This window comes from Shumkonia mesophila, from assembly GCF_026163695.1.
Lineage (GTDB): Bacteria > Pseudomonadota > Alphaproteobacteria > Rhodospirillales > Shumkoniaceae > Shumkonia > Shumkonia mesophila.
This window is the reverse complement of sequence record NZ_JAOTID010000002.1, coordinates 71,654-98,423: the sequence shown is the minus strand read 5'-3', so window position 1 is coordinate 98,423 and position 26,770 is coordinate 71,654. Positions and strand designations below refer to the sequence as shown.

25 protein-coding genes are annotated in these 26,770 nt (G+C 65.8%); 12 read left to right on the top strand and 13 right to left on the bottom strand.

From position 1 onward, the window contains the following. Positions 1 to 13: 13 nt before the first annotated feature. Genes ODR01_RS03930 through ODR01_RS03915 form a run of 4 tightly spaced genes read right to left on the bottom strand, consistent with a single transcriptional unit; the run spans position 14 to position 2,139 of the window. On the bottom strand, positions 14 to 781 hold the full coding sequence (locus ODR01_RS03930; protein ID WP_316976307.1) for a methyltransferase domain-containing protein: 768 nt from the start codon (positions 779 to 781) through the stop codon (positions 14 to 16). Then, on the bottom strand, positions 782 to 1,240 hold the full coding sequence (gene mlaD, locus ODR01_RS03925) for an outer membrane lipid asymmetry maintenance protein MlaD (protein WP_316976306.1): 459 nt from the start codon (positions 1,238 to 1,240) through the stop codon (positions 782 to 784). It abuts the gene before it with no gap. Positions 1,241 to 1,273: 33 nt separating this feature from the next. Beyond that, positions 1,274 to 1,759 (bottom strand): outer membrane lipid asymmetry maintenance protein MlaD, encoded by a 486-nt coding sequence (mlaD, locus tag ODR01_RS03920; protein WP_316976305.1) that lies wholly within the window; start codon positions 1,757 to 1,759, stop codon positions 1,274 to 1,276. Beyond that, entirely contained in the window at positions 1,756 to 2,139 is a 384-nt protein-coding gene (locus ODR01_RS03915; RefSeq protein ID WP_316976833.1) for an NADH:ubiquinone oxidoreductase subunit NDUFA12, read from the bottom strand. Before ODR01_RS03915 ends, mlaD (ODR01_RS03920) begins: the two co-directional genes overlap by 4 nt. A gap of 466 nt (positions 2,140 to 2,605) precedes the next feature. Between ODR01_RS03915 and ODR01_RS03910 the strand changes: the two genes are divergently transcribed. Then, positions 2,606 to 6,280, top strand: a complete 3,675-nt coding sequence (locus tag ODR01_RS03910) for a vitamin B12-dependent ribonucleotide reductase (RefSeq protein WP_316976304.1) — start codon at positions 2,606 to 2,608, stop codon at positions 6,278 to 6,280. Between the two features lie 52 nt (positions 6,281 to 6,332). Here ODR01_RS03910 and ODR01_RS03905 read toward each other — a convergent pair whose 3' ends face one another. Both ODR01_RS03905 and ODR01_RS03900 read right to left on the bottom strand, forming a co-directional pair. Next, positions 6,333 to 7,661 carry a sensor histidine kinase gene (locus ODR01_RS03905; protein WP_316976303.1) on the bottom strand — a complete coding sequence of 443 codons (1,329 nt, stop codon included), beginning with the start codon at positions 7,659 to 7,661 and terminating at the stop codon, positions 6,333 to 6,335. Next, positions 7,658 to 8,317 carry a response regulator transcription factor gene (locus tag ODR01_RS03900; protein WP_316976302.1) on the bottom strand — a complete coding sequence of 220 codons (660 nt, stop codon included), beginning with the start codon at positions 8,315 to 8,317 and terminating at the stop codon, positions 7,658 to 7,660. The genes ODR01_RS03905 and ODR01_RS03900 overlap by 4 nt, the downstream gene beginning before the upstream one ends. A gap of 158 nt (positions 8,318 to 8,475) precedes the next feature. On the opposite strand from ODR01_RS03900, the gene ODR01_RS03895 reads away from it, so the two are divergent. Both ODR01_RS03895 and ODR01_RS03890 read left to right on the top strand, forming a co-directional pair. Beyond that, the gene (locus tag ODR01_RS03895; RefSeq protein ID WP_316976301.1) at positions 8,476 to 8,748 is read left to right on the top strand and encodes a PepSY domain-containing protein; all 273 of its coding nucleotides are present in this window, start codon (positions 8,476 to 8,478) and stop codon (positions 8,746 to 8,748) included. A gap of 4 nt (positions 8,749 to 8,752) precedes the next feature. Beyond that, a complete protein-coding gene (locus ODR01_RS03890; RefSeq protein WP_316976300.1) occupies positions 8,753 to 9,292 on the top strand; it encodes a cytochrome b/b6 domain-containing protein in 540 nt (179 codons plus the stop codon). A gap of 17 nt (positions 9,293 to 9,309) precedes the next feature. Here the strand turns inward: ODR01_RS03890 and ODR01_RS03885 are convergent, their stop codons facing one another. Then, on the bottom strand, positions 9,310 to 10,062 hold the full coding sequence (locus ODR01_RS03885; protein WP_316976299.1) for a carbonic anhydrase: 753 nt from the start codon (positions 10,060 to 10,062) through the stop codon (positions 9,310 to 9,312). A 305-nt stretch (positions 10,063 to 10,367) separates the two neighbouring features. On the opposite strand from ODR01_RS03885, the gene ODR01_RS03880 reads away from it, so the two are divergent. Then, positions 10,368 to 11,366, top strand: coding sequence for an SMODS domain-containing nucleotidyltransferase (locus ODR01_RS03880; protein ID WP_316976298.1), 999 nt, complete (start codon positions 10,368 to 10,370; stop codon positions 11,364 to 11,366). On the opposite strand, the gene ODR01_RS03875 is transcribed toward ODR01_RS03880, so the two are convergent. Then, the gene (locus ODR01_RS03875) at positions 11,363 to 11,869 is read right to left on the bottom strand and encodes a bacterioferritin (protein ID WP_316976297.1); all 507 of its coding nucleotides are present in this window, start codon (positions 11,867 to 11,869) and stop codon (positions 11,363 to 11,365) included. The genes ODR01_RS03880 and ODR01_RS03875 overlap by 4 nt on opposite strands. A 301-nt stretch (positions 11,870 to 12,170) precedes the next feature. Here ODR01_RS03875 and ODR01_RS03870 point away from each other — a divergent pair, with 301 nt between their 5' ends. Beyond that, entirely contained in the window at positions 12,171 to 13,409 is a 1,239-nt protein-coding gene (locus tag ODR01_RS03870; RefSeq protein ID WP_316976296.1) for a response regulator, read from the top strand. 31 nt (positions 13,410 to 13,440) lie between these two features. After that, on the top strand, positions 13,441 to 13,908 hold the full coding sequence (locus tag ODR01_RS03865; RefSeq protein WP_316976295.1) for a RidA family protein: 468 nt from the start codon (positions 13,441 to 13,443) through the stop codon (positions 13,906 to 13,908). Positions 13,909 to 13,928: 20 nt separating this feature from the next. Here ODR01_RS03865 and ODR01_RS03860 read toward each other — a convergent pair whose 3' ends face one another. Continuing rightward, a complete protein-coding gene (locus ODR01_RS03860) occupies positions 13,929 to 15,755 on the bottom strand; it encodes a GGDEF domain-containing protein (protein WP_316976294.1) in 1,827 nt (608 codons plus the stop codon). 291 nt (positions 15,756 to 16,046) lie between these two features. On the opposite strand from ODR01_RS03860, the gene ODR01_RS03855 reads away from it, so the two are divergent. After that, a complete protein-coding gene (locus tag ODR01_RS03855) occupies positions 16,047 to 17,210 on the top strand; it encodes a GNAT family N-acetyltransferase (RefSeq protein ID WP_316976293.1) in 1,164 nt (387 codons plus the stop codon). 10 nt (positions 17,211 to 17,220) lie between these two features. Here the strand turns inward: ODR01_RS03855 and ODR01_RS03850 are convergent, their stop codons facing one another. Beyond that, positions 17,221 to 17,976, bottom strand: a complete 756-nt coding sequence (locus ODR01_RS03850) for a class I SAM-dependent methyltransferase (protein ID WP_316976292.1) — start codon at positions 17,974 to 17,976, stop codon at positions 17,221 to 17,223. 317 nt (positions 17,977 to 18,293) lie between these two features. On the opposite strand from ODR01_RS03850, the gene ODR01_RS03845 reads away from it, so the two are divergent. Then, the gene (locus ODR01_RS03845; RefSeq protein WP_316976291.1) at positions 18,294 to 18,905 is read left to right on the top strand and encodes a hypothetical protein; all 612 of its coding nucleotides are present in this window, start codon (positions 18,294 to 18,296) and stop codon (positions 18,903 to 18,905) included. Positions 18,906 to 18,932: 27 nt separating this feature from the next. Here ODR01_RS03845 and clpA read toward each other — a convergent pair whose 3' ends face one another. Further along, the gene (gene clpA, locus ODR01_RS03840; protein WP_316976290.1) at positions 18,933 to 21,242 is read right to left on the bottom strand and encodes an ATP-dependent Clp protease ATP-binding subunit ClpA; all 2,310 of its coding nucleotides are present in this window, start codon (positions 21,240 to 21,242) and stop codon (positions 18,933 to 18,935) included. Between the two features lie 6 nt (positions 21,243 to 21,248). Then, positions 21,249 to 21,575, bottom strand: coding sequence for an ATP-dependent Clp protease adapter ClpS (gene clpS / locus ODR01_RS03835; protein ID WP_316976289.1), 327 nt, complete (start codon positions 21,573 to 21,575; stop codon positions 21,249 to 21,251). A gap of 311 nt (positions 21,576 to 21,886) precedes the next feature. On the opposite strand from clpS, the gene ODR01_RS03830 reads away from it, so the two are divergent. From ODR01_RS03830 to ODR01_RS03815, 4 genes are all read left to right on the top strand, one after another. Beyond that, positions 21,887 to 23,110, top strand: a complete 1,224-nt coding sequence (locus tag ODR01_RS03830; protein ID WP_316976288.1) for a D-alanyl-D-alanine carboxypeptidase — start codon at positions 21,887 to 21,889, stop codon at positions 23,108 to 23,110. Positions 23,111 to 23,188: 78 nt separating this feature from the next. Beyond that, the gene (locus tag ODR01_RS03825; RefSeq protein ID WP_316976287.1) at positions 23,189 to 24,058 is read left to right on the top strand and encodes a universal stress protein; all 870 of its coding nucleotides are present in this window, start codon (positions 23,189 to 23,191) and stop codon (positions 24,056 to 24,058) included. A 79-nt stretch (positions 24,059 to 24,137) separates the two neighbouring features. After that, positions 24,138 to 24,590: a YaiI/YqxD family protein gene (locus ODR01_RS03820; RefSeq protein WP_316976286.1), complete on the top strand. Its 453-nt coding sequence runs from the start codon at positions 24,138 to 24,140 to the stop codon at positions 24,588 to 24,590. A 141-nt stretch (positions 24,591 to 24,731) separates the two neighbouring features. Next, positions 24,732 to 25,472: a hypothetical protein gene (locus ODR01_RS03815; RefSeq protein ID WP_316976285.1), complete on the top strand. Its 741-nt coding sequence runs from the start codon at positions 24,732 to 24,734 to the stop codon at positions 25,470 to 25,472. A 19-nt stretch (positions 25,473 to 25,491) separates the two neighbouring features. Here the strand turns inward: ODR01_RS03815 and ODR01_RS03810 are convergent, their stop codons facing one another. Next, entirely contained in the window at positions 25,492 to 26,691 is a 1,200-nt protein-coding gene (locus ODR01_RS03810) for a NapC/NirT family cytochrome c (protein WP_316976284.1), read from the bottom strand. Between the last annotated feature and the right edge of the window lie 79 nt (positions 26,692 to 26,770).

Here is a 26,770-nt window from a genome sequence, read left to right as displayed (position 1 = left end):
AACCACCCCATAGCTAGGGGCGGATTGCGGCAAATCGAAGACGGACATAGTCGGCCCGCCAGACGCCGTCCGCGTCGCGCAGCCTGGGCGCCAGATCGCCCACCACTTCGGTAACCAGCCCCGGACGCTCGGCTTCGGCGATGCGGCCCAGGAACGGCCCGCCGAAGGTCGCCAGCCATCCCTCGATGGCGGTCGGCAACGGGGTCGGCCGCTCGAACAATTCCATCCGCTCGATCGTGAATCCGCTCCGCCGCAGAAGGCCGGAGAAGTCTTCGGCGTCCGGAAAGTACCAGGGAAAGGCCCGGCGGTCGTCTACCCCGCGCCGCGCCAGCGCGGCCAGCAGCGCTTCGGTGATCAGCCTGACGTTGCCCTTGCCGCCGAATTCCCCGACGAAGCGGCCGCCCGGCCTCAGCCCCCGGAAGACGTTGGCGACGACGCGGGCCGGATCGGCCATCCAGTGAAGGGCGGCATTGCTGAAGACGGCGTCGAATTCCTGTTCGAAGGCCATGCTGTGGGCATCCAGCAGGCGGGCGTCGAGGCCACGATCCTGGGCCGCCTTAACCAATTCGGGGCTGGCGTCGATGCCGACGACATCGGCGCCGATTGCGGCCAGCTTGGCGGTCAGGACACCGTCGCCGCATCCGACGTCAAGAATGCGCTCGCCCGGACGCGGTGCCAGCAGGGTAACGACCGGCTCTCCCAACGCCGCCACGAATCCGGCATTGCGCGCGTATCCCTCGGGCGTCCAGGATTGGCCGGGAACGACGGAATGCCGGGTCATCTATTTCTTGGTTTCGCCACCGGTAGCCAGGAAGATGATCTCGCCCACCTGATCCTCCAGCGAGCGGTAGTCCTTGGTCTTGGCGATGGTGCCGCCGTCGGCGATGCGCTCGGCCGCCTGGCCGGGCTCCAGGCGCACGTACTTGCCGCCGAGCAATCCGTCGCTGTCGATGCTGGCCTGGGTGTCGGCCGGCAGCTTGACATCGGGAATCATGGCCAGCGTCACCACCGCGTCGAAGGTGGCGGGATCGAGGCGGGCATCCAGCACGGTACCCACCTTGATGCCGCTGATGCGCACGTCGCTGCCGCGCGTCAGGCCGCCGATCCTCAGGAAATTGGCCTTGACCTCGTAGCCCCGGGCCGTTTCGACCTGGGCCAGGTCGTAGGCGAAAAACACGAACAGGCCGGCCACCAGCAGCACGACGGCGCCCATCACGGTTTCGATCAGGTTTCTACCCATGGGTTGGCCCTTTCTTTCCAGGCGGACGCGCCGTCACGGCGCCGCCTTTTTCTCTTTGTCCGCCGACAGCCGCGCCCGGCCCTGGGCGATGATCAGGTCCAGAAGGTCGCCGACCAGAAGCGCGTCCTGGGTGAACTGGATGGAATCGCCGTTCTTGAACGGCTCCGGGTCGCCGCCGGGTTCGAGTTCGAGGTACTTGCTGCCGAACAGGCCGTCGGTATGGATGGCGATCGAGGTATCGGCCGGCAGCGCGACGTCGGTGTCCACGTGCAGAAGGGCAACGGCGCGGAAGTGCTTGTCCAGGCTCAACGACTTGACGGCGCCGATCTGGACGCCGCCCAGGCGAACCGAACTGCCCACCGCCAGGCCGTCGATGCGATTGAACGTCGCCGTCAGGTCATAGCCGGTCTCGGTGGCCCGCGCCGCCATGTCGCGGGCGGCGAAGGAAAACACGACGATGGCCGCGAAAGCGGCGAAAACGACGCCGCCCACCGCCACTTCCTTGACCGATTGCCTCATTGTCCGCGTGCCGGTTCGTCCGCCAGGCCGCCGTCCGGCGACCATGCCTCGTAATCGCCGGTCGCCGGCGCATGGTGCCGCGCCGCCAGTTCGTGGCCGCTCGGCCGATAGGCCCGCTCGGTGCCGGTGAGGTTGGGTTGGTGTTCCTTCTGCCACGGCCGTGCCAGGGCCGCCTTTTCGGTCAGCGGTTCGGCGACGGTGTGGTGCAGCCAAGCGTGCCATTCCGACGGCACCTTCGAGGCCTCGTCCCCGCCCTTGTAGATCACCCACCGGCGCTCGCGCCCATACCGGCGGCCGCGCCTGGCCTGGTAATAGCGATTGCCGAATTCGTCGGTCCCGACCAGCCGGCTGCCGAACAACGTCGAGAAAATCGTTCCCATCGTAATCAAGGGCAGTATCCGCTTTCGGTCTGATTTGAACCTCGCCCCCGCCCGCGGCGAAGGACGGGCCGACCGCCCGGCCGGCGCGGCCAATATGGCACTTGGGATGGCCGCCGTCCAGCCCGCGGCGGACCGGCCAAGGCCCGCTTCGGCGGGGGTCGCGGACCGGTCAGCCGGCGACGTCGCGCCGATTCGCCCGCCAGGCCCGGGAATCCCCCGCGCCGCCGCCCGTCGGCGGCGCCTTTATCCAAAAACGTATACCAGATCCAGTCCTTTTTCTCCGTTTCAGGCACGAAATGTAGTTGCGATGAGAACCGCTCTCGTCTACATTTTGTTCTGCGTCACCGCCGACCCCACCATTTGTTGTGGTTAACACGACGGGGGGTCTGGTGGCTGCCGCTCCGGTGGAGGGTCCGGAGCCTACATAACGCACAATTTGACGGCCATGCGCGCAGTAGGGGGAGTTATGCGAGTCACGCGGTTCTTTACCAGGGCAGAAAAGTCACCGTACGAAGCCATCGAGTTCCGGACCACGTCGAGCGAGATTCGCAATCCCGACGGCTCGGTGGTGTTCCGGCTCGACACCATGGAGGTGCCGGCCGACTGGTCGCAGGTGGCATGCGACGTCCTGGCCCAGAAGTATTTCCGCAAGGCCGGCGTTCCCGCCAAGCTGAAGCGCGTCGAGGAAAACAGCGTGCCGTCGTGGCTGTGGCGGGCCATCCCCGACGAGACCGCGCTGACCGCCCTGCCCGCCGACAAGCGCTATGGCAGCGAAACCACCGCCACCCAGGTGTTCGACCGCATGGCCGGGGCGTGGACGTACTGGGGCTGGAAGGGCGGCTATTTCGATTCCGAGGCCGACGCGAAGGCCTACTACGACGAGATGCGCTACATGCTGTGCGCCCAGTTGGGCGCCCCCAACTCGCCGCAGTGGTTCAACACCGGCCTGCACTGGGCCTATGGCATCGACGGCCCGGCCCAGGGCCATCACTACGTCGATTTCCGCACCGGCGAACTGGTGCGTTCGGAATCGGCCTACGAGCATCCGCAACCGCACGCCTGCTTCATCCAGAGCATCAACGACGACCTGGTCAACGAGGGCGGCATCATGGACCTGTGGGTGCGCGAGGCGCGCCTGTTCAAGTACGGGTCCGGCACCGGCACCAACTTCTCGCGCCTGCGCGGCGAGAACGAGGCGCTGTCGGGCGGCGGCAAATCCTCGGGCCTGATGAGCTTCCTTAAGATCGGCGACCGCGCCGCCGGCGCCATCAAGTCGGGCGGCACCACCCGGCGGGCCGCCAAGATGGTCGTGGTCGACATCGACCATCCCGACGTCGAGAACTTCATCAACTGGAAGGCCTACGAGGAGCAGAAGGTCGCCGCCCTGGTCGCCGGCTCCCGGATGGCCAACAAGCACCTGAAGCTGGTGATGGCGGCCTGCGCCGGCGCCGGCGAGGACCGCTTCGATCCCAAGAAGAACCCCGAGCTCAAGAAGGCCATCCGCGAAGCCCGGCGCGCCATGGTCCCCGACAACTACGTCCAGCGGGTCATCCAGTACGCGCGCCAGGGTTTCGACAAGGTCGACTTCCCGGTGTTCACCACCGACTGGGATTCGGATTCCTACCTGACCGTGTCGGGCCAGAATTCCAACAACAGCATCCGCGTCACCAACGACTTCCTGGAGAAGGTGAAGAACGACGGCGAGTGGGATCTGAAGCGGCGCATCGACGGCGGCGTCTCCAAACGCCTCAAGGCCCGCGAGCTGTGGGACAAGATCGGCTATGCCGCCTGGGCTTGCGCCGACCCGGGCATGCAGTACGACACCACCATCAACGACTGGCACACCTGCCCGAACTCGGGACGCATCAACGCCTCCAACCCGTGCTCGGAGTACATGTTCCTCGACGACACGGCGTGCAACCTGGCCTCGCTCAACCTGATGCCGTTCGGGCGCGACGACGCGACGTTCGACGTTCCCGCCTTCGAGCATGCCGTCCGCCTGTGGACGATCACGCTGGAAATCTCGGTGCTGATGGCGCAGTTCCCGGCCGCCCGCATCGCCGAACTGTCCTACGAGTTCCGCACGCTGGGCCTCGGCTTCGCCAATATCGGCGGCTATCTGATGGCCAACGGCATCCCTTACGATTCGACCGAGGGACGCGCCATCTGCGCCGCCATTTCCGCCGTCATGACCGGCGTCGCCTATGCCACCTCGGCGGAAATGGCCGAGGAACTGGGCGCCTTCCCGGGCTACGAGCGCAACAGCAAGGCCATGCTGCGCGTCATCGCCAACCACCGGCGGGCCGCGCACGGCGCCAGGGACGGCTACGACGCGCTGTCGATCCCGCCGGTTCCGCTGGAAGCCGCGACCTGCCCCGACGCCGCCTTGGCCGCCGCTGCGGCGCGGGCCTGGGACAAGGCGCTGGACGCCGGCACCGAGCACGGCTTCCGCAACGCCCAGGTCACGGTGATCGCGCCAACCGGCACCATCGGCCTGGTCATGGACTGCGACACCACCGGCATCGAACCCGACTTCGCCCTGGTGAAGTTCAAGAAGCTGGCCGGCGGCGGTTATTTCAAGATCATCAACCGCATGGTTCCCCAGGCCCTGGCCCGCATGGGCTATGCCGAAGGCGAGGTTGACGCCATCATCCGCTACGCGGTAGGCCACGCCACCCTGGCCGGCGCCCCCGGCGTCAACCACGAGACGCTCCGGGCCAAGGGCTTCACCGACGGCGCCATCGAGGCCATCGAGAAGGCCGTCGCCGAAGCCTTCGACATCAAGTTCGTCTTCAACAAATGGACGCTGGGCGAGGCCTTCTGCACCGAAGCCCTGGGCATCCCGGCGGACGACCTCAACGACGTGTCGTTCGACCTTTTGACGGCGCTTGGCTTTTCCAAGGCCGACATCGCGGCGGCCAACACCTACGCCTGCGGCGCCATGACGCTGGAAGGCGCGCCCGGTCTCAAGGACGAGCACCTGCCGGTGTTCGATTGCGCCAACCCGTGCGGGCGCACCGGCAAGCGATACCTGTCGGTGGAAAGCCACATCCGCATGATGGCGGCCTGCCAGCCGTTCATCTCGGGGGCCATTTCCAAGACCATCAACATGTCCAACGCCGCCACCATCGAGGACTGCAAGAACGCCTACATGTTGTCCTGGACGCTGGGGCTCAAGGCCAACGCGCTCTATCGCGACGGCTCCAAGCTGTCGCAGCCGCTGCAATCCGCGCTCCTCGACGACGACGATATCGAGGACACGGTCGAGGCGGTGATCGAGCAGGCCAACCCGGCGCGCGCCGAGATCATCGCCGAGCGGATCGTGGAGCGCATCGTCGAGCGGGAACGGGCCTCGCGCCGCCGCCTTCCCGACCGCCGTAAGGGCTATACCCAGAAGGCGGTGGTCGGCGGCCACAAGGTCTACCTCAGGACCGGCGAATACGAGGACGGCAGGGTCGGCGAGATCTTCATCGACATGCACAAGGAAGGCGCCGCCTTCCGCAGCCTGATGAACAACTTCGCCATCGCCATCTCGATCGCGCTGCAATATGGCGTGCCGCTGGAGGAATTCGTCGAAGCCTTCACCTTCACCCGCTTCGATCCCTCGGGCATCGTCGAGGGCAACGACACCATCAAGATGGCCACCTCGATCCTCGACTACCTGTTCCGCGAGTTGGCCGTCTCCTACCTCGGCCGCCACGACCTCGCCCATGTCGAGCCCCACGACCTGACGCCCGATACCGTCGGGCGCGGCAACCGCGAGGGCAACCTGCCCGAGGTCACCTCCGCCGAGGCGCTGGAGGTGGTCGGCCGCTTCGCCAGCCAGGGCTTCGTGCGGCGCAACCTGCTGGTACTGCGCGGCAACCGCCGCAAGGCCGGCGAGGCCGACCAAGCCCAGGCGATGACCGGCATCGGCACCGTCAGCGCGGTGGCCGGCGGCAACGGCGGCGCCACGATGTATGTGGAAAGCGGCCATGCCGACGTCACGCACGTGGGCGGCCACCGCGTCGAGAAGATGCGCAGTGCCAAGATGCAGGGTTACGAAGGCGATCCCTGCGAGGAGTGCGGCAACTTCACCATGGTCCGCAACGGCACCTGCCTCAAGTGCATGACCTGCGGTTCGACGAGCGGGTGCAGCTGATACGACGGGAAGTCAAGGGGCAGCTGGGGGGCCTTGGCCCCCCTTTTTTTGCCTACACCGGCAGCCTGACCACGGCCTCGAAGCCGCCCTGCCGGCCGCTGGCGGGGGAAAGCAGCAGCAACTTGCCCCCGGCGCCGGTGGCGATGGCTTCGGCGATCGCCAGGCCGAGGCCCGCCCCCTTGGCCCTGGTGGCGCCGCGTTCGAAGCGCTCCTTTAATCGGGCCAGGACGTCGGACGGTACGACCGGACCGTCGTTGACGATCCGGATCGTGGTACCGTCCGCAACCACAACGTCGACGGGCCGGCCCGGCTCGCCGTGCGTGAGGGCGTTCTCGATGAGGTTGCGCATGAGGACGCCAAAGGCGTCGGCATCCATGGCCGACATCAGGGTGGTCCCCGCCGGCAGGGCCAGGCGAAGCCGCTGCGGCTCGTCCCCCTTGCCTCGGAACTCGTCGAGGACGTGGACGAGAACGCCGGTCAGGTCCTGCGGCCGTTCCGACAGCAGCGCGCTGCCCTCGGCCTTGGCCAGTTGCATCAGCTTTTCCGACAGCCGTGTCAGGTCGTGCAGCGAACCTTCGATGCGGCGGGCGCGTTCCCGCACCGGCCCCTCCGGCGCCTCGGCGATCAGACGCTGGGTCTGGGCCAGCGTGGCGGCGATCGGGGTCCTGAGCTCGTGGGCGCTGTTGGCGGTGAAGCTGCGTTCCGTTTCCAGGGTCCGGCGTACGCGTTCCATCAGCCGGTTTACCGAGTCGGCGATGGAACCGATCTCGGCGGGAAGCGCGCGGGCCACAAGGGGCGACAGGTCGGCGCCGCTGCGCGCTTCGATTTCCTCTTTCAGGCCGATGACCGGACGCATGCTGCGGCGCACGAAAATCCAGACGCCGAGCAGGCTGACCGGCACCAGGAAGAGGAGCGGCAGGAACAGCGCCACCGACGCCTCGATCGCGGCCAACCGCCGGTGGGCAAGCGGCTCCGCCACCTGGATGAAGATGGTGCCGCTGACCGCCGCCTCGCCGTAGATGCGATGGGAAGCGGTCTGGCGGAAGCCGTGCGAGGGCTCGGCTGGAAACTTTTCAAGATCGGCGTCGTGCGAGTGCAAAAGGATGCGTCCCGACTTGTCGCGGACCAGATAGGTCAGGAATTCCTCGTGCTTTCCCAAGGCCGCCACCGCCTGCTCGGTGTCGCTGTCGCGCTCGATGATGCCAATGACCGCCAGCGGCAGAAGCCGCTGCGCAGTTTCCTGCAACGCGCTGTCGAACGCTTCGTCGAGTTCGTGGCGCACCACGATGCCCGCCGCCATCGTGGCGGCCAGCCACATCAGGGTGACCCCGGCTGCGAGGCCGACGCCGAGCCGTCGCTGCAGACTGGCCCTGCCGCTCATGGCCGGCCCAATCGATAGCCCATGCCGCGTACCGTCTCGATGACCTTTCGGTCCAGCTTCTTGCGCAGGCGGCTGACGTGAACCTCGATGGTGTTGCTTTCGATTTCGGCGCCGAAATCGTAGAGGCGCTCTTCGAGCTGCCGTTTGGAGAGGATGGCGCCCGGCCGCTGGATCAGGGCCTCGAAAATCGCCCATTCCTTGGCCGTCAGGTCGACCGGCCGACCGGCCCGGTAGACGGCGCGCGAGGCAAGATCGATGTCCAGGTCGCCCAGCGCCACCAGCGGATTGGGGTTGCCGCTGTAGCGCCTGGCGACGGCGGCGATGCGGGCGGAAAGTTCGGACAGGTCGAAGGGCTTCACCAAGTAGTCGTCGGCCCCGGCGTTGAGGCCGGCGATACGATCGGTGATCTGGTCGCGGGCGGTCAGGATGATGACCGGCGTGGCGTCCCCGGCGGCGCGCCGGCCGCGCAGGAAATCGACGCCGCGCCCGTCGGGAAGCATGAGGTCGAGCAGGACCAGATCGTAGGACACGGCCCGCACGCTGTCGGCGGCATCGGCGACGCAGGTCACCCGGTCGACCGCGTGACCGTCCGCCGCCACCTGTTCCGCCACCGCGCGTCCCAGCGCCTCGTCGTCTTCAATCAAGAGAATGCGCATGGCCTGCCTGAGCTGCCTTCCCGATGCCGTTAGGCTTCGTCTTTTGTGACCTGCGGACCTGAAGCCAAGCTGAAGCCCGAAGGGCCGCCGCTTAAGGTTCACGTCAGGCGGGATCTTTATGTTTGCCCCATCGCAATCATTGAAATGGAGCCCAACCCATGACCCGCACCCTCGTCGCCACGGCCTTCGCCTTCGCAACCTTGGGAACCGGCGCCGCCGTCGCCGCCGACCGCTGCACCGTCCCGATGGCGGAATGGCAGCCTCGCGAAGCCCTTCAGCAGAAATTGCAGGCCGCCGGCTGGAACGTGAAGAAGCTCAAGACCGAAGACGGCTGCTACGAGGCCTACGCCATCGACGACAAGGGACATCGCGTCGAAGCCTACTTCGACCCGAAGACGTTGGAAACGGTAAAGGTAAAGGTCGAGGGTTGATCCGATGGAACAGACGGTAAAGGTCTGGGACCCGGTCGTCCGTCTGTTCCACTGGAGCCTGGTCGTCAGCTTCGCGGTGGCGTGGCTGACGGCCGACGAGTGGGACAACCTTCACGAATGGGCCGGCTACGCCGCCGCCGCCCTGATCGGTTTTCGTCTGGTGTGGGGTCTCGTCGGCCCGCGCTACGCCCGGTTTTCCCAATTCATCCGCTCGCCGCGGGACGTCGCGGCCTATGTCGGGGCCACGCTTAAGGGCAAGGAGCCGCGCTATCTCGGCCACAATCCGGCCGGCAGCTTGATGATCCTGGGGCTGATTCTCGCCATGGCCGGCACCGCCGCCACCGGTTGGATGCTGACGCTCGACTCCTTCTGGGGCGCCGAGTGGGTGGAAGAGACGCACGAAGCGATGGCCACCCTGATGCTGTTCATGGTCGCCACCCACGTAGCGGGGGTCATCTTCGCCAGCCGGCGCCACAAGGAAAACCTGGTGCGGGCCATGATCGGCGGCCGCAAGCGGGCGCCGGGACCCACCGACGTCTCCTGACCGCGTCGCCGCCGGGCCTAACCGTCGGACCTGAGCAGGAAGCGGCGGCCGAGCGGCTGGATCGGCCGCGTGTTGTCGGGAAACAGCGCCGCGAAGGTGGCGATCTGGTCGGCCGACGCGGTGACCGGCATCTGGAACACCGCCCACTGCACGATCTCGGTGCAGGGCGGCGTCGTCAGTGAACCGGCATAGCGCCACAACCTGCCACCGGGCACCAGCGCCGACGGATCGACCATGCCGGGGGTCGTCACCTCCGGACCGGCGGCGCGAGGCATCGCCACCCACACCGCCGCCAGCGCCGGATTGGCCGGCCCCGCCTCGATCAGTACGCCCAGCACGGCGATCTCGCCGTCGGCGGCGCGATGCACCAGGTGTGCCTCCATGGCGAAAGCCCGGCCCGCCACCCGGTGTTCGCTCGGGTGGTGAAAATGGAACTGCGCCAGGTCGTAGGCCTTGCCGCCGATCGTCGTATGGCCGCCGCCGGCGCCGTCCACCTGAATGGTGTGGCCGTTGTGGATGACGCGCAGCGGCACCGGTTTCAGGTGTGGCACGACCGCCGGCGGATCGGCGGCCACGGCGCCATCGAGGTCGACCGGCGACTGCTCGCGGCCGGCCCCGCACGCGCCGTAGGCGGGATCGAGTTTGCCCCAGCGATCGGGCCCCTGCGCTCCGGCATAGCCCCAATGGGCGCCCTCCGCCGCCAGGACCCGGCCGGCGGCGAGGCAGATCGGGCAGGCCAGGGCGCCGAGCACGAGGCGCCGACGGGTCATGGTCGCAATCACCGGTATTCTCATTGGCTGCTTTTCCATCGAAATGCGGGAAAAAACCTCTCCGCCTTCATACATCTAGCGCAACGAACCTTGTTGTCATCCATTATTTTGTATATGCTACTACCAAATGTGGCATGAGCCCATATCCCATCACATGGATGGCAGGCTAGCGCGTTCGACAAGCGGATGGTGGCGATGAACCGTCTCTTCTGGCGATCCTCCCTGGGAACTGCTGGGCGAGTCCCGGAGATGGGCTCCGGGACCGCCCGCCTTTTCCGGAAAGGGCCTGAGGCAAAGGTCGTCTGATGGCAACGGAATGGCGGCACGTCACCGGTCATTTTCACGCCTTCATCGGCAATCTTCAGCCGACGCCGCTTGAGCGCCGCCGGGCCCACGCCGCGGCGACCGAGGTTGCCGATTGCCTGCGCCGCCAGTTCGCCCCGCCCCGGCCGCCCCGCGGACGCCATTTGACGGTGTCCGGCCGGCCGGCCCGCGCGCCCGACGACCATGTCGTGACCGGCGGCTATGGCAAGGGAACCGCGGTGCGTCCGGCCCGATCCGTCGACATGCTGTACATCCTGCCGGCCGAGCTGCGGCCGCCGACCGCCATGGCGCGGCCGATGATCGCCTCGATGGCCGGCGAGATGTCGGCCGTGCTGGCCAGCACGTTCGCCACCCGCGAGCAGCCGGGCGAAGGATGGCTGTCGGTCCGTTCCTTCTCCGACGTCGAGGTTCGCCTGACCCCCTGTTTCAGGACCGCCGGCGACGCCTTGATGGTGGCGGCCCCGCAGGAATCGGGGGCATGGCTGTCGACCGATCCCGCCGCCGAGACGGCCCGCCTGCACCAAGCCGATCTCGCCAGCGGCGGCAAGGCGACCCACCTGATCATGATGCTGAAGGCGTGGCGGCGCACCCACGACGTCGCGCTGACCTCGCTGGCCATCGAACTGCTGGTCACCGAGTTCGTGCTGGCCTGGATCTACCCACGCCGCAGCCTGCTGTTCTATGACTGGATGGTCAGGGACTTCTTTTTCTGGCTGGTCCATCAGGCCCGCCGCGAACTGCTCACGCCTGGCGCCCTGGAGCGCCTCCATCTCGGCGACGCATGGCTGGAAGCGGCCGCCCGCGACTATGGGCGGGCGCGGCGCGCCTGCGCCATGGAACACGACAACCGCGAGGAAGAAGCCACCCGGGAATGGCGGCGGATCTTCGGTCCCGAGTTCAGTGTCGCCGCCGGCCGCCTGCCCGCCGCCCGGCAGGGCGGTTTGACCGCTCTGCCAGGTCGCGCGGCAATCGACGGTTAAGCGGCGCCGCCCGGGCGGCCGGCGCCCGAAATCGTTTTGCTGCGCTCGATCGACTGCAACGCCAGATAGCTCTCGCCGAACTTCTTCATGTTTTCGAGTTCGGTATCGAACTGGTCGTAGTGGCGCTCCTCGTCGGTGACGAGGTTCTCGAAGATCTTTTTCGACGCCGAATCGGCGTTGCTGCTGCATTCGTTGGCCCACAGGTTATATTCGCGGGCGCTCTCTTCCTCCATCTTGGCGGCGTGCTGGACCATTTTCTTGACGTCGCGGATCGCCTTCACCGGCACCGCCACCTTCATGGCGACGTCGCCCTTCAGGAAAAGAATGCGCTCGGCCAGAACCTCGATGTGCATCATCTCCTGGATGGCGGTCTGCCTGAAAAGACCGGCCAGCAGGTCGTAGCCCTGATCGTCGCAATGAAAATGGAAATACATGTACTGGTGGACCGCCGCCAGCTCGTCGGCGACCGCCTTGTTGAGAAGTTCGATGCTCTTTTCATGCATGGGGGGAATCCTTTCTTGGCTTTCCGCCGCTCGACGCCGGCGGTTGGGATGGCTTGAATTCGTGCCGACCGATCATTCTACCGGGACTTGCAAGGGGGCGGAAGCCGGCAGAGCGGCTTTTTCGTTTCCCGCGTCACCGGTTCCGCCCTGGGCATGCCGTCCGGCGTTGCGCCGCCCCTCCGCTTTGGATATCGTGGGGGCTTCCGGTCGGACCCGCCAGGCCCGACGGGGTGGGGTGGTGGTTCGGCCGTTCGCGGCCTTTTTTTCCGGCCCGTGACGGCGCCAAGGGCAGAAGAGTTCGATGCCGCAGAACAGAAAGCTGACGTTTTTCGTGGTCGATGACGACCCCGATGTCCTCGCGTTTACCCGCTCGCTGCTGGAAGCCGAGGGGCATGCGGTGATCGATCACCTCGGCAGCGCGACGGCGCTGGCCGAAATTCTCGCCGCCAAACCCGACTGCGTGCTCATCGACCTGATGATGCCGGGAACCGACGGGCTGGAGCTGTGCAAACAGCTCAACGAGCAGAAGGATCGGCACGGTGCCCGCATCGTCATCATTTCGGGCAAGGCCTACGAGGCCGATCGCACCCGCGCCTACGACCTCGGTGCCCATGGCTATATCGTCAAGCCGCTCAACGCCGCGACCTTCATGGACAAGCTCTATCGCGTCATCGACGACGAGATGGAGGTCACCTTCTGGGGCGTGCGCGGAACCCTGCCGGTGCCCGGCGAGAAGTCGCTGCGCTATGGCGGCAACACTTCCTGCGTGTCGCTGGAACTTGCCAAGGACCAATTCTTCATCTTCGACGCCGGAACCGGCATCAAGGCCCTGTCCGACCACCTGATCGCCACGCGGCGCCAGCGCATGGAAGCCAAGATCTTCATCTCGCATCCGCACTGGGACCACATCAACGCCCTGCCGTTCTTCGGGCCGCTTTACATTCCCGGCAACGAGTTCGAGATCCTGGGCACGTCGCACGGCAACATCAACATGCGCCAGATGATCTCGGCCCAGATGGACGGCATCTTCTTCCCCATCCGCCTCAAGCAGTTCGGCGCCCGAGTCTACTTCCGCGACCTGGAAGAGGAGACGTTCTCCGCCGGCGACGGCATCACGGTACGCACCAAGCTGCTCAACCACCCCGGCAAGTGCCTCGGCTATCGCGTGGAATACCGCGGCCGCTCGGTCTGCTATGTGACCGACCACGAATTCGATTTCGAACGGAGCGAGTTCTACAATCCCTTCTATGTGAAGAACCTCACCACGTTCCTGCAAGGCGCCGACCTGCTGATCACCGACACCACCTATACCGACCAGGAATACCAGAGCAAATTGGGATGGGGGCATTCCTGCGTCAGCCGCATCGTCGACCTTGCGCACGAAGCCGAGGTGAAGACCTTGCTGCTGTTCCACCACGATCCCGACCAGACCGACGACGACATCGACCGCAAGCTTGAACAGGCCCAGGCCCGGCTTGCGGAAAAGAGCTCGGCCACCCGGTGCCTGGCACCGGCCGAGAGACAGGTTTTCAAAGTCTAATCCAGACGTCACAACGCGGAGTTACAGAACCATGCCCGGAACCATCGCCGCCCGCCTTGCCGAACTCGGACTGGAGTTGCCGAAAGCGGCCTCGCCGGTCGCCAATTACGTGCCCTTCGTGGTGACCGGGACGCTGGTCTTCGTTTCCGGGCAGATTCCGCTGGTCGACGGCAAGCCCCAGTTCGTCGGCCGGCTGGGCGATACGCTGTCGGTCGAGGAAGGCCATCAGGCGGCGCGCCGCTGCGGCCTCAACCTCCTGGCCCAACTCGGCAACGCCTGCGGCGGCGATCTCGACCGGGTCCGCCGCGTCGTCAAGCTGGGCGGCTTCGTCGCCTGCACGCCGGACTTCACCCAGACGCCGCAGGTGATCAACGGCGCCTCCGACCTGATGGTCGAGGTTTTCGGCAACGCCGGACGCCACGCCCGCGCGGCGGTCGGTGTATCGGCCCTGCCGCTCGGCGTCGCCGTCGAGGTGGAAGCGGTCTTCGAGATCGCCTGAACGGGCCGGCGGCCCGCCGTTCAGACCGCGCAAAAGGCGACGAGATCGGCGACGGCCAGATGGTCGTCGCGCCGCTTGGCCCGCTTCTTCAGTTCCGAAATCGCCGGCGCCACGTCGTCCACCGACAGCGTCGTGCGGACTTCCGGCAATTCCAGAATCGCCGCCGAGACGGTCATCAGCGGAAAGCGCCGTATCTGACCCGCGCGGTCGGCCCCCTCGATATGCCCGTTGGCCCGCGACTCGGCATCGTAGAAGGACGTGATCTGGGCACCGAAATCCTCCACCAGGGCGGAGATCCGGGCCAGGATGTCGTCGCGCGCCAAGCGGTCGGCCCCGACGAAGAAGTCGTCGCCGCCGATGTGGCCGACGAACCAGTTTCCCCCGATCAGCTTCTTGCCCAGGATCTCGGCGAATAACAGGATGGCGCGATCGCCCTGGCGGAAGCCGAAGCGGTCGTTGAACGGCTTGAAGTTGTCGAAATCGAAATAGACGAAGTGACGGCCCCAGCCGTCGCTCGCCAGTACCTGGGAGACGTAACGGTAAATGGCGTTGTTGCCGGGCAGTTGGGTCAGCGGGTTCTGGTCGCGTGCCGCGATGGTGTTTTTCTCGTTCAGCATTTCCAACAGGGCGTGGCCCTCGAGGAAGCCGACATAGCTCATCTTCCGGGTGACGATCACCCCCTCCTTGGTGTCGGCGTTGGCGAACACCTTGAGGATCTGCTCCACGGGCTCGGTCTCCTCGACGGCCGGACAGCGGCGGAGGAAGCGCCCCAGGTTCGGCCGGAGATGCGGATTTTGCAGCAGTTCCCGTCCGTAGAGCGAGTAGGAGAATTCCTTGAAGTCCGCTTCGCGGATGATCCCGACCGGGCAGCCCTGGCCGTCCACCACCGGCACCACCCGGGTATCCCGGAACCGCTGAAAGTACCGCAGCACGGCGCTTGGCGTCGTTTCCTGCAATAGCGCCTGGATGGCCGTCATGCGGCTTCGTACGAGGACGCCGTCGTCCCGCCCGGCCGAGCGGCGGTCGCGCTTGGCCAAGTCTTCGATGATCCCGTAGCGCGGCATCAGTTCGGCCAGCGACTGCGTCGGCCGCTGGATGAAATAGCCCTGGACCAGATCGCAGCCTACCCGCTTGCAGACGTAGAACTCGGCCTCGGTTTCCACCCCCTCGGCAACCACCAGCGCCCCCATCAGGTGGGCCAGGTCGACCTGCTGGGCGACCAGCATTTCCTTGCGCTTGTCGGAGTCGATGCCGGAAACGAAGAAGCGGTCGATTTTGATGACGTCGGGCTGGCAGTGATAGAGCATCTTGAGTTGCGAGAAGCCGGTGCCGTAGTCATCGATGACCAGCTTGTAGCCCTGGGCGCGGTAGGCGGTGAGGATGGCCTCGATCTGGCTTGCCCGGCTGAGATCGTGGTGTTCCGAGATTTCGAGATAAAGCGAGGAAGGCGCCAGGCCGTTCTGCTCCAGAACCTGGGAGGTGACTCCGTGGCGATAGTCGGGCATCGCCATGCAGCGGTTGTCGACGTTGTAGAACAGCTTGAAGTGGCGGCCGCCGCCGATGGAAGCGAACCTGCGGATCGCCTTCTCGCGCAGTGCCGCCTCGACACGGTTCAGGCGCTGGGTGGCGGCGGCGGTATCGAAGACGGATCGGATGCTGTCGAAGCCGGCATCGGCCCAGTTGCGCAGCAGGGCCTCGTACCCGAAGCAGACCCCGTTGTGGATGTTGACGATCGGCTGGAAGGCAAAGTCCAGGCGCTCGAGCGCGTAGTCCCAACCCCACCGCGGAAGGCCGGCAGGCGAAGTTCCCTTCCCTTCCCGATTCTCCGGCAAAGGTTCAATCCCCATCCATTCATACTCCTGGGACCACCCGGATCCCGTACTGGAGATATCGAACGGGGTTTCCCTTTCCGGCGCTGCTGGGTCGAACATTCTTCAAGCCATTGTTCTTCTTTGTCCGCTTCTGCGGCCGCGTGACGACAAGGCGGACTCTTATCCGGCGACATGACGCCGCCATGACCGGACCATGACGCTGGCGTGACATCGGCAAACTGCCTGGAATCCGCTCAAACCGCGAACCGGCGCAAAAACGCCGTTCCCCACCTTGCCTCCACTCCGCGCGCCCCTCATCTCTTCTCCATGCCCGACGGACGCGAAGCCATTTCCATCCGGGTCGTGGACGGCCTCGCGGGAGTGCCGGCCGGCGCCTGGGACGCCTGCGCCGGCACCGCCAACCCGTTCGTTTCCCATGCCTTCCTCGCCACGCTGGAAGCCAGCGGGACGGTGACGCCCAAGACCGGCTGGATGCCCCAGCACCTGCTGATCGAGGATACCGCCGGGGCGTTGCGCGCCTGCGCGCCGCTCTATCTCAAGAACCATTCCTATGGCGAGTACGTGTTCGACTGGGCGTGGGCCGACGCCAGCGAGCGGGCCGGCATCCCCTATTATCCCAAGTTGCAGGCGGCGGTGCCATTCACCCCGGTCACCGGACCGCGCCTGATGGTGCGCCCCGGCGAACCCGGGGACCTGGGCGACGCGCTCATCGCCGGCATGCTGCAACTGGCCGAGCGCCATGGCGCCTCGTCGCTGCACGTCACCTTTCCCACCGAGGCCGAGTGGCAACGACTCGCCGCCGCCGGCCTGCTGACGCGCATCGGCCATCAGTTCCACTGGACGAACGAGGGCTACGGCGACTTCGACGACTTCCTGAACGCCCTGGCCTCGCGCAAGCGCAAGGCCATCCGCAAGGAACGCCAGGCGGTGGCCGACAGCGGGGTGGTGCTGCGCACGCTGACCGGCGACGCCATCACCGAGCGGCATTGGGACGTCTTCTATCGCTTCTATCGCGACACCATCGACCGCAAGTGGGGGCCGGCCTACCTCAACCGCGCCTTTTTCTCGCTGCTGCATCGAAATTTGGGCGAGCGGATCGTGCTGATGTGGGCCGAGCACGGCGGCCGGGCGGTCGGCGGCGCCCTCAACCTGATCGGCGGCGACACCCTCTACGGCCGCTATTGGGGGTGCCTGGAGCCCTATCGCTTCCTGCATTTCGAGGCCTGCTACTATCAGGCCATCGCATTCGCCATCGAACGCGGCCTCAAGCGGGTCGAGGCGGGCGCCCAGGGCCCCCACAAGGTCCAGCGCGGCTATCTGCCGGTCGTCACCTACAGCGCCCATTGGATCGCCGATCCGGCGCTGCGCCGCGCCGTCGCCCAGTTCATCGAACAGGAACGGCAGATGGTCGAAATGGAGGGCGAGGCCCTTGCCGAGGCCTCGCCCTTCCGCAAGAACGGCGGCGACTAGCCGCCCTCACCTATTTCTTCAGCACCAGGAACAGGTAGCCGAAGTGGTCACTGTGCCGCCGGAAGTTCTCCTGCTCGACCCAGGCCAGCCGAATGACCTCGGCCAGCACCGATCCCGGCTCCACATCGGCCTCCAGTTCGCGCAGCCGTCCCGCCAGCGGGTCGAAGTAGCTCGTCCACCAATCGGCGGCGGGCAGAAGTTCGGCATGCACGAAGGTGTAGCCCAGTTCCTCGGCCGCCTTGATCTGGCCGCCCACGGTCGCCATTCCGGGGTAGGGCTCGGCGAAGAACGCCTGTGCCTCCTCGGGTGGCTGCCGGTTGAACCAGCACAGGTCGGAGAAGACCACGATGCCACCGGGGGTGAGCAGCGGCAACCAGCCCTCGAGCGACTCCCTGACGCCGACGCTGCCGACGGCGCCCTCCGACCAGGCCAGGTCGATGCTTTCCGGCTCCAGACCCGGCGTCAGCATGTCGGCCACCCGCGGGACGATATGCCCCTTCTTCGGTGGCGCTTTGTCCAAGCGCTCCTTCAACTCGTCGATGAAGGCCGGGCAAAAGTCGACCGCGGTAACCTCCGCCCCCAACGCCTCAGCCAGGACATAGGCGCAGTAGCCGTTGCCGCAGCCGAGGTCGGCAACTACCGGCGGTTCGGGCAGCAGGGGACGGATGCGCGCGATCAACTGGCGCGCCAGGGCATCCGATCCAGGTCCCTTGCGAGAGAGGCCCTCGTGAATCCGGCACAGGGAATCGATGATGAGTTTGTCCATTTCGGTATCCATTGCGAAACAAGATCAGTGGCGGGACGCCACGTATGCGGCACCCCGCACCGAACCCGCGCGGCGGGCGCAAAACCAGCTTTCGCGCCGAGAGTTCGGTGCGGCAATCGAAATGACGGGGCCGCGTCGGCGGCGCCCCGTCAGCCACCCACAAGAATACCGAGCATCCAAGCTCCTGGTTGAAACGGGCCGAGTATATCGCCGCCCGACCGCCACCGGCAAGTTCGCGGAAGAAAGGTCCCAAGCAGACGGGATTCACCCGAGCTTAACCCTTTCCCGCTACGGTTCCGGCCCTGGAAGGAGTGGACATGGGACAGATGAACGATTCGTGCGGCATCGGGCCGCTCCGGCGGCGGTTGTTGGCGCTTCTCGGCGTGGCGGCGCTCCTGGCCGTCTGGCCCGGGCTCGCCGACGGACGGCCGCGGACGAGCGTGACATCGGAAGCCGGCAGCCTCCTGCAGACGGTGGCCGGCGGCCGATGCGTGCAGGTCGCCAAGCGGGTCGAGGGCGACATCCTGGTCAACACCTGCGGCGAGTGCCGCATCGCCCACATCGAGCACCAGCGGCGAGGCCAGGGAATCCCCGTCAACCGCAGCTACCGGATTCCCGAAAAGGGCAAGATGGAATTGTCGTTCACGGGATCGGGCAGGACCCGCGTCACCAGCGACGGCCCGTGCGACGCCAACAAACCGGCGGCCATCGACGACGTCAAGGATTGCGCCAAGCTGGCCACCGGCAAGAATGGCGATGTCGCCCTCGTCAACGCCTGTCCGGTATGCCGTGGGGTGATCATCGAACGCCAGGGCAGCAACGGCAAGAAGGACCGCGAGACCTTCGCGCTGTCGCCGCGCACGATGCTGCCGATCGCCCAGCGCGGCGCCGCCCAGATCAAAATCCTTTCCGAAATGGCCTGCCCCTGACGATTGGCAAGCAAGGCCGGCCGGCGGTCAAACCGGCGCCGGCTCCTTGCTCTTGGGCAGTCCCTTGCGGTGCAGCCGCCGCCGCGCTTCCTCGAAGCTGAAGGTCGGCTTGTCGTCGACGATCTCGACCTTGACGAGGCCGCCGTTGACCAGCCGGCCGAACAGCAACTCCTCGGCCAGCGCCTTCTTGATGTGCTCCTGGATGGTCCGGCCCAGCGGCCGGGCCCCGAAGCTCTTGTCGTAGCCGCGCTTGGCCAGCCATTCGCGGGCGGCGTCCGACAGCACGATGACGACGTTGCGGTCGGCCAGTTGCGCTTCCAGTTCCATGATGAACTTGTCGACCACCTGGCCCACCACCTCCAGCGACAGACTGGAGAACGGCACCGTGGCATCCAGCCGGTTGCGGAATTCCGGCGTGAACATGCGCTCGATCGCCTCCTGGTCGTCGCCGGTCCGCTCGTCGCGCTCGAAGCCGATGGCCGGCTTGGCCATCTCGCTGGCCCCGGCGTTGGTCGTCATGATCAGGATGACGTTGCGGAAGTCGACGCTCTTGCCGTTGTGGTCGGTCAGCCGGCCGTGATCCATGATCTGCAACAGGATGTTGAAGACGTCCGGATGGGCCTTCTCGATCTCGTCCAGCAGCAGCACGCAGTGGGGCTGCTGGTCGACGGCATCGGTCATCAGGCCGCCCTGGTCGAAGCCGACGTAGCCCGGCGGCGCCCCGATAAGGCGCGACACCGAATGGCGCTCCATGTATTCCGACATGTCGAAGCGCACCAGTTCGACGCCCAGCGTGCGCGCCAGTTGGCGGGCCACCTCGGTCTTGCCGACGCCGGTCGGCCCCGAGAACAGGTAACAGCCGATCGGCTTCTCGGGCTCGCGCAGGCCGGCGCGGGCGAGCTTGATGGCGCTGGACAGCGACTCGATGGCCCGATCCTGGCCAAACACCATGGTCTTGAGGTCGCGCTCCAGGGTCTCCAGCACCTTGCGGTCGTCCATCGACACGCTCTTGGGAGGGATGCGGGCGATCTTGGCCACCACCTCCTCGACGTGCTTGACCGTCACCGTCTTCGGCCGCCGGTGGGCCGGCAGCAGCATGCACGCCGCGCCCACCTCGTCGATCACATCGATCGCCTTGTCGGGCAGCTTGCGGTCGTTGATGTAGCGGGCCGCCAGTTCGACCGCCGTACGCAGGGCCTCGGCCGTGTAGCGCACCTTGTGGTGCTCCTCGAAATAGGGCTTCAGCCCGCGCAGGATCTTCACCGTGTCCTCGACCGACGGCTCGTAGACGTCGATCTTCTGGAACCGGCGGACCAGGGCGCGGTCCTTCTCGAAGTGATTGCGGTACTCCTTGTAGGTGGTCGAGCCCATGCAGCGGACCAGCCCGCTTTGCAGCGACGGCTTCAGGATGTTCGAGGCGTCCATCGAGCCGCCGCTGGTGGCGCCGGCCCCGATCACGGTATGGATTTCGTCGATGAAGAGAATCGCCCCGTCGGTGTGCTCCAGCTCGGAGATCACCGCCTTCAGCCGTTCCTCGAAGTCGCCGCGATAGCGGGTGCCGGCCAGCAGCGTGCCCATGTCCAGCGCGAAGATGGTGGCGTTCTTCAGGACATCGGGCACCTCGCGGGTGACGATCTTGCGGGCCAGGCCTTCGGCGATGGCCGTCTTGCCGACGCCGGGGTCGCCCACGAACAGCGGGTTGTTCTTGTTGCGCCGGCACAGGATCTGGATGGTCCGCTCGATCTCGGCCTCGCGGCCGATCAGGGGGTCGATCCGTCCGTCAAGCGCCTTCTGGTTCAGATTGACGCAGTAGACCGACAACGCCTCATTCGCCTTGGCCGTCACCTTTTCCGCCACCGACTCCTCCTCGGCGCCGCGAACCGGGCGCGGCTGTGAATGACCGGGAACCTTGGCAATGCCATGGGAGATGTAATTGACGGCGTCGAGCCGCGTCATGTCATGGCCCTGCAGGAAGTAGACGGCGTGGGACTCGCGCTCCGAGAACAGCGCCACCAGTACGTTGGCGCCCGTCACCTCCTCGCGTCCCGACGACTGCACATGGATGGCGGCCCGCTGTACGGCCCGCTGGAAGCCGGCGGTCGGCTTGGGGTCGGCCACCCGCGCCGTGGTCAGGCCGGCCAATTCGTTGGCGATGAATTCGGCCAGATCGGTCCGCAACTGGTCGATGTTGACGCCACAGGCCCTGAGCACCGCGATGGCGTCCTGGTCCTCGGTCAGCGCAAGCAGCAGGTGCTCGAGCGTGGCGTACTCATGGCGGCGCTCGGTGGCCAGCGCCAGGGCCCGGTGCAGGGTCTGCTCCAGGTTTCGCGACAGCATACGGGCTCATTCCTTTTCGATCGTGCACTGCAGGGGGTGCTGATGTTGCCGGGCCAGGTCCATCACCTGATTGACCTTGGTCTCGGCCACTTCGTACGTGTAGACGCCACAGACCCCCACGCCGCGCTGGTGGACATGGAGCATGATGCGGACGGCATCGTCGTGGCCTTTGCTAAAAAACCGCTGAAGGGCATGGACCACGAACTCCATCGGCGTGTAATCGTCGTTCAGCATCAGGACCTTGTAGAGCGACGGCTTCTTCGTCTTGGGCCGCGTCTTGGTCGCCAAGCCCGTCGAAGGCGGCTCGTCATAAGGCTTCTTGGGGTCGCTCATCGTCGCTTACAGCCCATTCGAAACGAGGGAAATCCGCGTTGGTTCCCGTTTCTATATATTAGATTTGGGATGGGGCAAAAAAAAGGCCTCGTCCGGAAACCTTTTGAAATACATCGACCGGCCGCCCCAACACCGCCGGGGGCCGGCGACGGAAGAAAGTTAATCCCCGTTAACCTTTTGTTGAGGACCATCTGCTACCGATTGGCTTCCGGTAGCGGTGCGCGATGTGTTCGGGTGTGCGTCAATCGCCTTGAGCCGAGGCCACCGGTTCTGGTTTAATGGAGAAGGTCGGGGAAAAAGGACGAGGGGCCGTGAGCAACGCCAAGGAACACCCAACGCGAGCCGGGCGCTTGGCGATTTTCAGGTTCGCGCTCGCCACCATTCTGGCAGCCGCAACACTTACGGCGCTGACCATCTCTTCCGCCTTCGCCGCCACCTACGCCGCGCTGATCATGGATGCCGAAACCGGCCGCGTGCTTAAGGCCGTCGAACCCGATACGCCGAATTACCCGGCGTCCCTGACCAAGATGATGACCCTATATCTGGTCTTCGATGCCTTGCAGCGCAAGGAGTGGACGCTCGACAAGCCGCTTAAGGTTTCCGCCCGCGCCGCCCGCCAGCCGGCATCCCGGCTGGGACTGCCGCCCGGATCGTCCATCGCCGTCAAGGATGCCATCCTGGCGCTGGTCACCAAGTCGGCCAACGACATTGCCACCACCGTCGCCGAGGGGATGGACAAAAGCGAGCGCGACTTCGCGCTCAGGATGACCTCGATGGCCCGCAAGCTGGGCATGAAGAACACCACCTTCCGCAACGCCTCGGGGCTGTTCCATCGCGGCCAGACGACGACGGCGCGCGACATGGCCATTCTCGCCCGCGCGCTACTGCGCGACTTCCCGCAGCAGTACCACTATTTCGCGACCCCGGCCTTCACGTATAAGGGCCAGACCCATCGCAACCACAACGGCCTGCTCGAATCCTACGACGGCCTGGACGGCATCAAGACCGGCTATATCAACGCCTCGGGCTTCAATCTCGTCGCCTCCGCCACACGCGGCGGCCGGCGCCTGATCGGCATCGTCTTCGGCGGCCGGACGGCCACCACCCGCAACCGCCAGATGGCGCAATTGCTCGATGCCGGCTTCGCCATGGTCAGCGACGGGGCCGCGGCCACCGAAGTCGCCGAGTTCTCGCCGCCGCCGGCCAAACCCGATACCGCCGTGGCTTCGGCCACCCCCGTCGAAAACACCCCGTCCGCGTCGGGCGGCGAATGGGCCGTCCAGGTCGGCGCCTATCGCAGCGAGGAACCGGCCATCGAGGCGGCCCGCCACGCCATCGAGAAGGCCCCCAAGCAGCTCGGCGACGGCATCATCAAGATCGTACCGCTCAAGAAGAAGAGGCACACCCTTTATCGGGCCCGCATCGCCGGCTTCGACCGGGACCGTGCCGACTCCGCCTGCCGCACCCTCGAACGCGCGGGCGTAGCCTGCCTGGTGGTTTCCATGAAGGGCGTCCAGGTCGCATTCAACTTCTGAGGAACGGACGGGGAAACGTCCCGTCCGGCCCCGATTTCTGCTATAATGGCCCTCGTTTTCCGGAATGGGAGAGGTGCCATGAAGACGATTCTTCTGCCTCTGCTTGATGACGATTCGGAAGACGCCGAAACGATGGCCACCGCGGCGCTCGCCACGGCCCATCTTCTCGCCAACCGTTTCGCCAGCCATATCGAGGGGCTGTTCGTCAAGGCCGAGCCGATGTCGAGCACGGCCGCCCTCGACGTCGCGCCCACCTATTTCGAACGGCATCACGCCTACTGGCAGGAAAGCGGCGAGGTCGTCAAAAAGCGCTTCACCGCCTTTATGACCCGCCACAAGGTGCCGTTTTGCGCCCTGGGCGACGCTGTCGACGGCCCGACCGCGGAATGGCGGGAGGAGAGCGGCGATCGAATCCGCGTCGTCGGCGACCATGGCCGGCTTTTCGATCTGATCGTCGTCGGACGAACCGCCTCGCCCGCCACCGAACGCTGGGTGCCGGTCTGCGAGGCGGCGCTGTTCGAAAGCGGCCGCCCGGTCGTGGTGGCGCCGCCGAAGTCGCCCCAGGGCATGGGGCGGAACGTCCTTCTCGCCTGGAACGGCAGCACCGAGACCGCACGTACCATCGGCCTCGGCATGCCGCTGCTTGTGGGTGCCGAATCGGTCACCGTCCTTTCGGTGACCGGAGCCTCGGGCGGCATGGTGCCCGGTCCCACCGGCGAGCAGGTCGCCGCCCACCTGGTCCGCAACGGCGTCAAGGCCACCGCCAAGACCCTCAAGGCCCAGGGCCGGTCGGCCGGCGAGGCCATCCTGATCGAGGCCGCGGCGATTGGCGCCGACCTTATCGTGAAGGGCGCCTATACCCACAGCCGGCTGCGCGAGGTCATCTTCGGCGGCACGACCCGCCATATCCTCGCCGCGGCCCCTGTGCCGGTGCTGATCGCCCACTGAGCGGTACCGGCGATTCGGACTGGCGGCCCGGCGGCCTGGCGTGCGACAACCGACGGCCAACGGGACGTGTGGGGAATGCGTGCGCGAGATCTTCGTCGATGCCGACGCCTGTCCGGTCAAGGACGAGGTCCTGAGGGTGGCCGCCCGCCACGGGCTGACCGTCCACGTGGTCAGCAACAGTTGGATGCGGCTGCCCGAAACGCCGCTCATCCGGCGAGTCGTCGTCGCCGCGGGTCCTGATGCCGCCGACGACTGGATCGCCGAGCGCATCGGCGCCGGCGATATCGCGATCACCGCCGACATTCCGCTGGCCTCGCGTTGCCTGAAAAAGGGCGCCCAGGCCATCGGCCCCACCGGCAAGCCCTTCACCGACGACAGCATCGGCACGGCGCTGGCCATGCGCGACCTGATGGCGCACCTGCGCGACACCGGCGAGATCACCGGCGGTCCGTCCGCCTTCGCCAAGGCCGACCGTTCGCGCTTTCTGTCGGCTCTCGAAGACGCCGTGCGGCGGTTGCCGCCTCACTCCTAACTCCAAAAAAGGGATGGCATCAAATTCCCGCCATAATTCCGCGATAGCGCTCGCTATCCCGGTGCCATGGCAATTTCACAAGTCACTTGTTCCGGCCGGGAATGTACTTACCTTCGTGAACATGAACAGGACACTACCGACATGACCCTTGGCCTTCGCGAAAGCCGAACCCGCGAGCGCCGCCAACGGCGCGGCCGTCTTCTCAAATGGCTGTTCCTGTTGGGCTGCATCGCGGCCGGCGGGGTCGCCCTTTACCAGTCGGGAGCAAGCCTGGCGCAGGGCCAAATTCGGCAGCTGCAGGCCGAAACCTCAAAGCTTTCGAATGCCGTCGCCGAGGAGGAAAGGCGGAACCTCGACCTGATGGCCTCCGCCGAGCAGGCCAAGCTGGATGCGCAGGAATGGCAACGGCGCTATGAGCGGGACGTTCCGAAGGGTCCGACCCAGCAGTTGTATGCGCTGATCACCCAACAGTTGGCGGCGGGGGTGGCGGTGGACCGGCTCAGCTTCCTCATCAATGCGGCGGGGACGGGCCAGTCCTGCGAGAACGCCCCGACGACCAAACGCTTCCTGGTCAAAACCCTGATCGCCGGCGAGACCGACTATACGGTGAGTTCCGTGACCTTCGCCGACAACGCCATCACGATCGTCGGCGAGGGAGAGCCCGCCATCAACGCCGCCAATCAGCCGGAAGCCTGGTTCGATCCGGCCAAGCCGGTAACCGTGCATTTCTCCCGGCTGGGCGGCGAAACCTCCAAGGCGACGGCGAAGCTGCCGCTTCACCATTCGGTCGTGCTCGGCGATCACGAGTACCGCTTCACGGTCACCGCCGGAAACAGCCGCGGCTTCGTCAACGTCACCGCGGACCGCTGCACGTTCCCCTAGTCTTCCACCATCCCGACATTCAGTGCTCCGCCATGTCCGCGGCATGCAGTTGCAGGTATGTCTGGACCAGGCGGGCCTCCTCCTTCTCCAGAGAGGTCGAACTGACCATGGCCTGGAGTTGTCCCATCCACTGGTTCGCATCGAATTCGTTGGTATGCGGAAGAGCATGGCACAGCGAGCAGTTGGTCGAGAAAAGGGCCCCCGCGTAGTTCCAAAGCTTGTCCGTATCGGCCGTTAGGCTCGCCATGGGCATCCATCCCTCCAGGACCGCCCGGCTCCACGTCTGTCCCGTATCCTCGAGAGTCACCGAATCCCCCGAGGTTTCGATGGCTTCGCGCGCTTCCGAGGAGAGCGAGGCCATGAGAATACGCTTTCCCGCCTCGGCATAGAGGACCCGCTCGACATCTTCCTGGCGCCATCCGGCCAGGCGGACCTTCGCCATGCCGTCCGCCACCTGCACCACCGCCATGGGAATGCCGGCCAGGACCTGACCGCCTTTGGTTTCGCCGCCTGCATCCATAAAGAAGGGCTGGGTGACGAGGGAATGGACGGTCGTGGCGCCGGCCGGGATGCTGCCGATGGTGGGCTCGAGATCGGCAAACGCCGCCTGCGCCAGGGGCCCAAGATCGGGCATGGCATGGACCAGACCCTTGTGGCAGTCGATACAGGTCTCGTTCTTCGTGGGGGCGCGGGCGTGCTGGGCCTGCGCCTCCTTGGTCTGATCGGCGGCGATCATCGACTCGAGGGCGTGACAGCTCCGGCATTCCCGCGAGTCGCTGGCCTCCATGCGCGCCCATACCCGTTGCGCCAGTTCCAGGCGCTTGGCCGCGAACTTCTCGGGCGTGTCGATGGTACCGCGGACCTCGGCGAGAAGATCTCTGGTCGCCTCGACCTTGGCGAGGACGTAGGGCCCCCATTCACTCGGAACATGGCAGTCCGTGCAGATGGCGCGCACGCCGGAAGTGTTCTGATAGTGCTTTGACGCCTGATACTCCTGGTAGGCAATGCCCATGGAATGGCAGGACGTGCAGAACGCGATGTTGTCGGTGACCTTCATAGACAATTGAAATATACCAAAAAAAATTATCCCCGTTATGAAGGACGCCACAACTATTAAGCAAACCGTGATAAATCGCACTTTAGATTTGTTCTGGAACCAAACAACGATGGATTGCCCGTATTTGTTCCCGCGCACAAAAGATGAATTTTGATTATGCATGCTTGAAGCCCCGGTAAACTTACTTTAGTGTTTTTCTACTATTGCAGAACATCTGCCATACTACCATGCATGAAGAATG

What these genes read in the sequence shown, in the direction of transcription:
- ODR01_RS03815 (WP_316976285.1), top strand. Translation starts at nt 24,732, where the DNA reads ATGACCCTTGGCCTTCGCGAAAGCCGAACCCGCGAGCGCCGCCAACGG.
- mlaD (WP_316976306.1), bottom strand. Translation starts at nt 1,240, where the DNA reads ATGGGTAGAAACCTGATCGAAACCGTGATGGGCGCCGTCGTGCTGCTG.
- ODR01_RS03855 (WP_316976293.1), top strand. Translation starts at nt 16,047, where the DNA reads ATGCCCGACGGACGCGAAGCCATTTCCATCCGGGTCGTGGACGGCCTC.
- ODR01_RS03850 (WP_316976292.1), bottom strand. Translation starts at nt 17,976, where the DNA reads ATGGACAAACTCATCATCGATTCCCTGTGCCGGATTCACGAGGGCCTC.
- ODR01_RS03885 (WP_316976299.1), bottom strand. Translation starts at nt 10,062, where the DNA reads ATGACCCGTCGGCGCCTCGTGCTCGGCGCCCTGGCCTGCCCGATCTGC.
- ODR01_RS03915 (WP_316976833.1), bottom strand. Translation starts at nt 2,139, where the DNA reads ATGGGAACGATTTTCTCGACGTTGTTCGGCAGCCGGCTGGTCGGGACC.
- ODR01_RS03860 (WP_316976294.1), bottom strand. Translation starts at nt 15,755, where the DNA reads ATGGGGATTGAACCTTTGCCGGAGAATCGGGAAGGGAAGGGAACTTCG.
- ODR01_RS03890 (WP_316976300.1), top strand. Translation starts at nt 8,753, where the DNA reads ATGGAACAGACGGTAAAGGTCTGGGACCCGGTCGTCCGTCTGTTCCAC.
- ODR01_RS03810 (WP_316976284.1), bottom strand. Translation starts at nt 26,691, where the DNA reads ATGCATAATCAAAATTCATCTTTTGTGCGCGGGAACAAATACGGGCAA.
- ODR01_RS03895 (WP_316976301.1), top strand. Translation starts at nt 8,476, where the DNA reads ATGACCCGCACCCTCGTCGCCACGGCCTTCGCCTTCGCAACCTTGGGA.
- ODR01_RS03825 (WP_316976287.1), top strand. Translation starts at nt 23,189, where the DNA reads ATGAAGACGATTCTTCTGCCTCTGCTTGATGACGATTCGGAAGACGCC.
- ODR01_RS03910 (WP_316976304.1), top strand. Translation starts at nt 2,606, where the DNA reads ATGCGAGTCACGCGGTTCTTTACCAGGGCAGAAAAGTCACCGTACGAA.
- ODR01_RS03930 (WP_316976307.1), bottom strand. Translation starts at nt 781, where the DNA reads ATGACCCGGCATTCCGTCGTTCCCGGCCAATCCTGGACGCCCGAGGGA.
- ODR01_RS03875 (WP_316976297.1), bottom strand. Translation starts at nt 11,869, where the DNA reads ATGCATGAAAAGAGCATCGAACTTCTCAACAAGGCGGTCGCCGACGAG.
- clpS (WP_316976289.1), bottom strand. Translation starts at nt 21,575, where the DNA reads ATGAGCGACCCCAAGAAGCCTTATGACGAGCCGCCTTCGACGGGCTTG.
- ODR01_RS03900 (WP_316976302.1), bottom strand. Translation starts at nt 8,317, where the DNA reads ATGCGCATTCTCTTGATTGAAGACGACGAGGCGCTGGGACGCGCGGTG.
- ODR01_RS03905 (WP_316976303.1), bottom strand. Translation starts at nt 7,661, where the DNA reads ATGAGCGGCAGGGCCAGTCTGCAGCGACGGCTCGGCGTCGGCCTCGCA.
- ODR01_RS03865 (WP_316976295.1), top strand. Translation starts at nt 13,441, where the DNA reads ATGCCCGGAACCATCGCCGCCCGCCTTGCCGAACTCGGACTGGAGTTG.
- clpA (WP_316976290.1), bottom strand. Translation starts at nt 21,242, where the DNA reads ATGCTGTCGCGAAACCTGGAGCAGACCCTGCACCGGGCCCTGGCGCTG.
- ODR01_RS03845 (WP_316976291.1), top strand. Translation starts at nt 18,294, where the DNA reads ATGGGACAGATGAACGATTCGTGCGGCATCGGGCCGCTCCGGCGGCGG.
- mlaD (WP_316976305.1), bottom strand. Translation starts at nt 1,759, where the DNA reads ATGAGGCAATCGGTCAAGGAAGTGGCGGTGGGCGGCGTCGTTTTCGCC.
- ODR01_RS03870 (WP_316976296.1), top strand. Translation starts at nt 12,171, where the DNA reads ATGCCGCAGAACAGAAAGCTGACGTTTTTCGTGGTCGATGACGACCCC.
- ODR01_RS03880 (WP_316976298.1), top strand. Translation starts at nt 10,368, where the DNA reads ATGGCAACGGAATGGCGGCACGTCACCGGTCATTTTCACGCCTTCATC.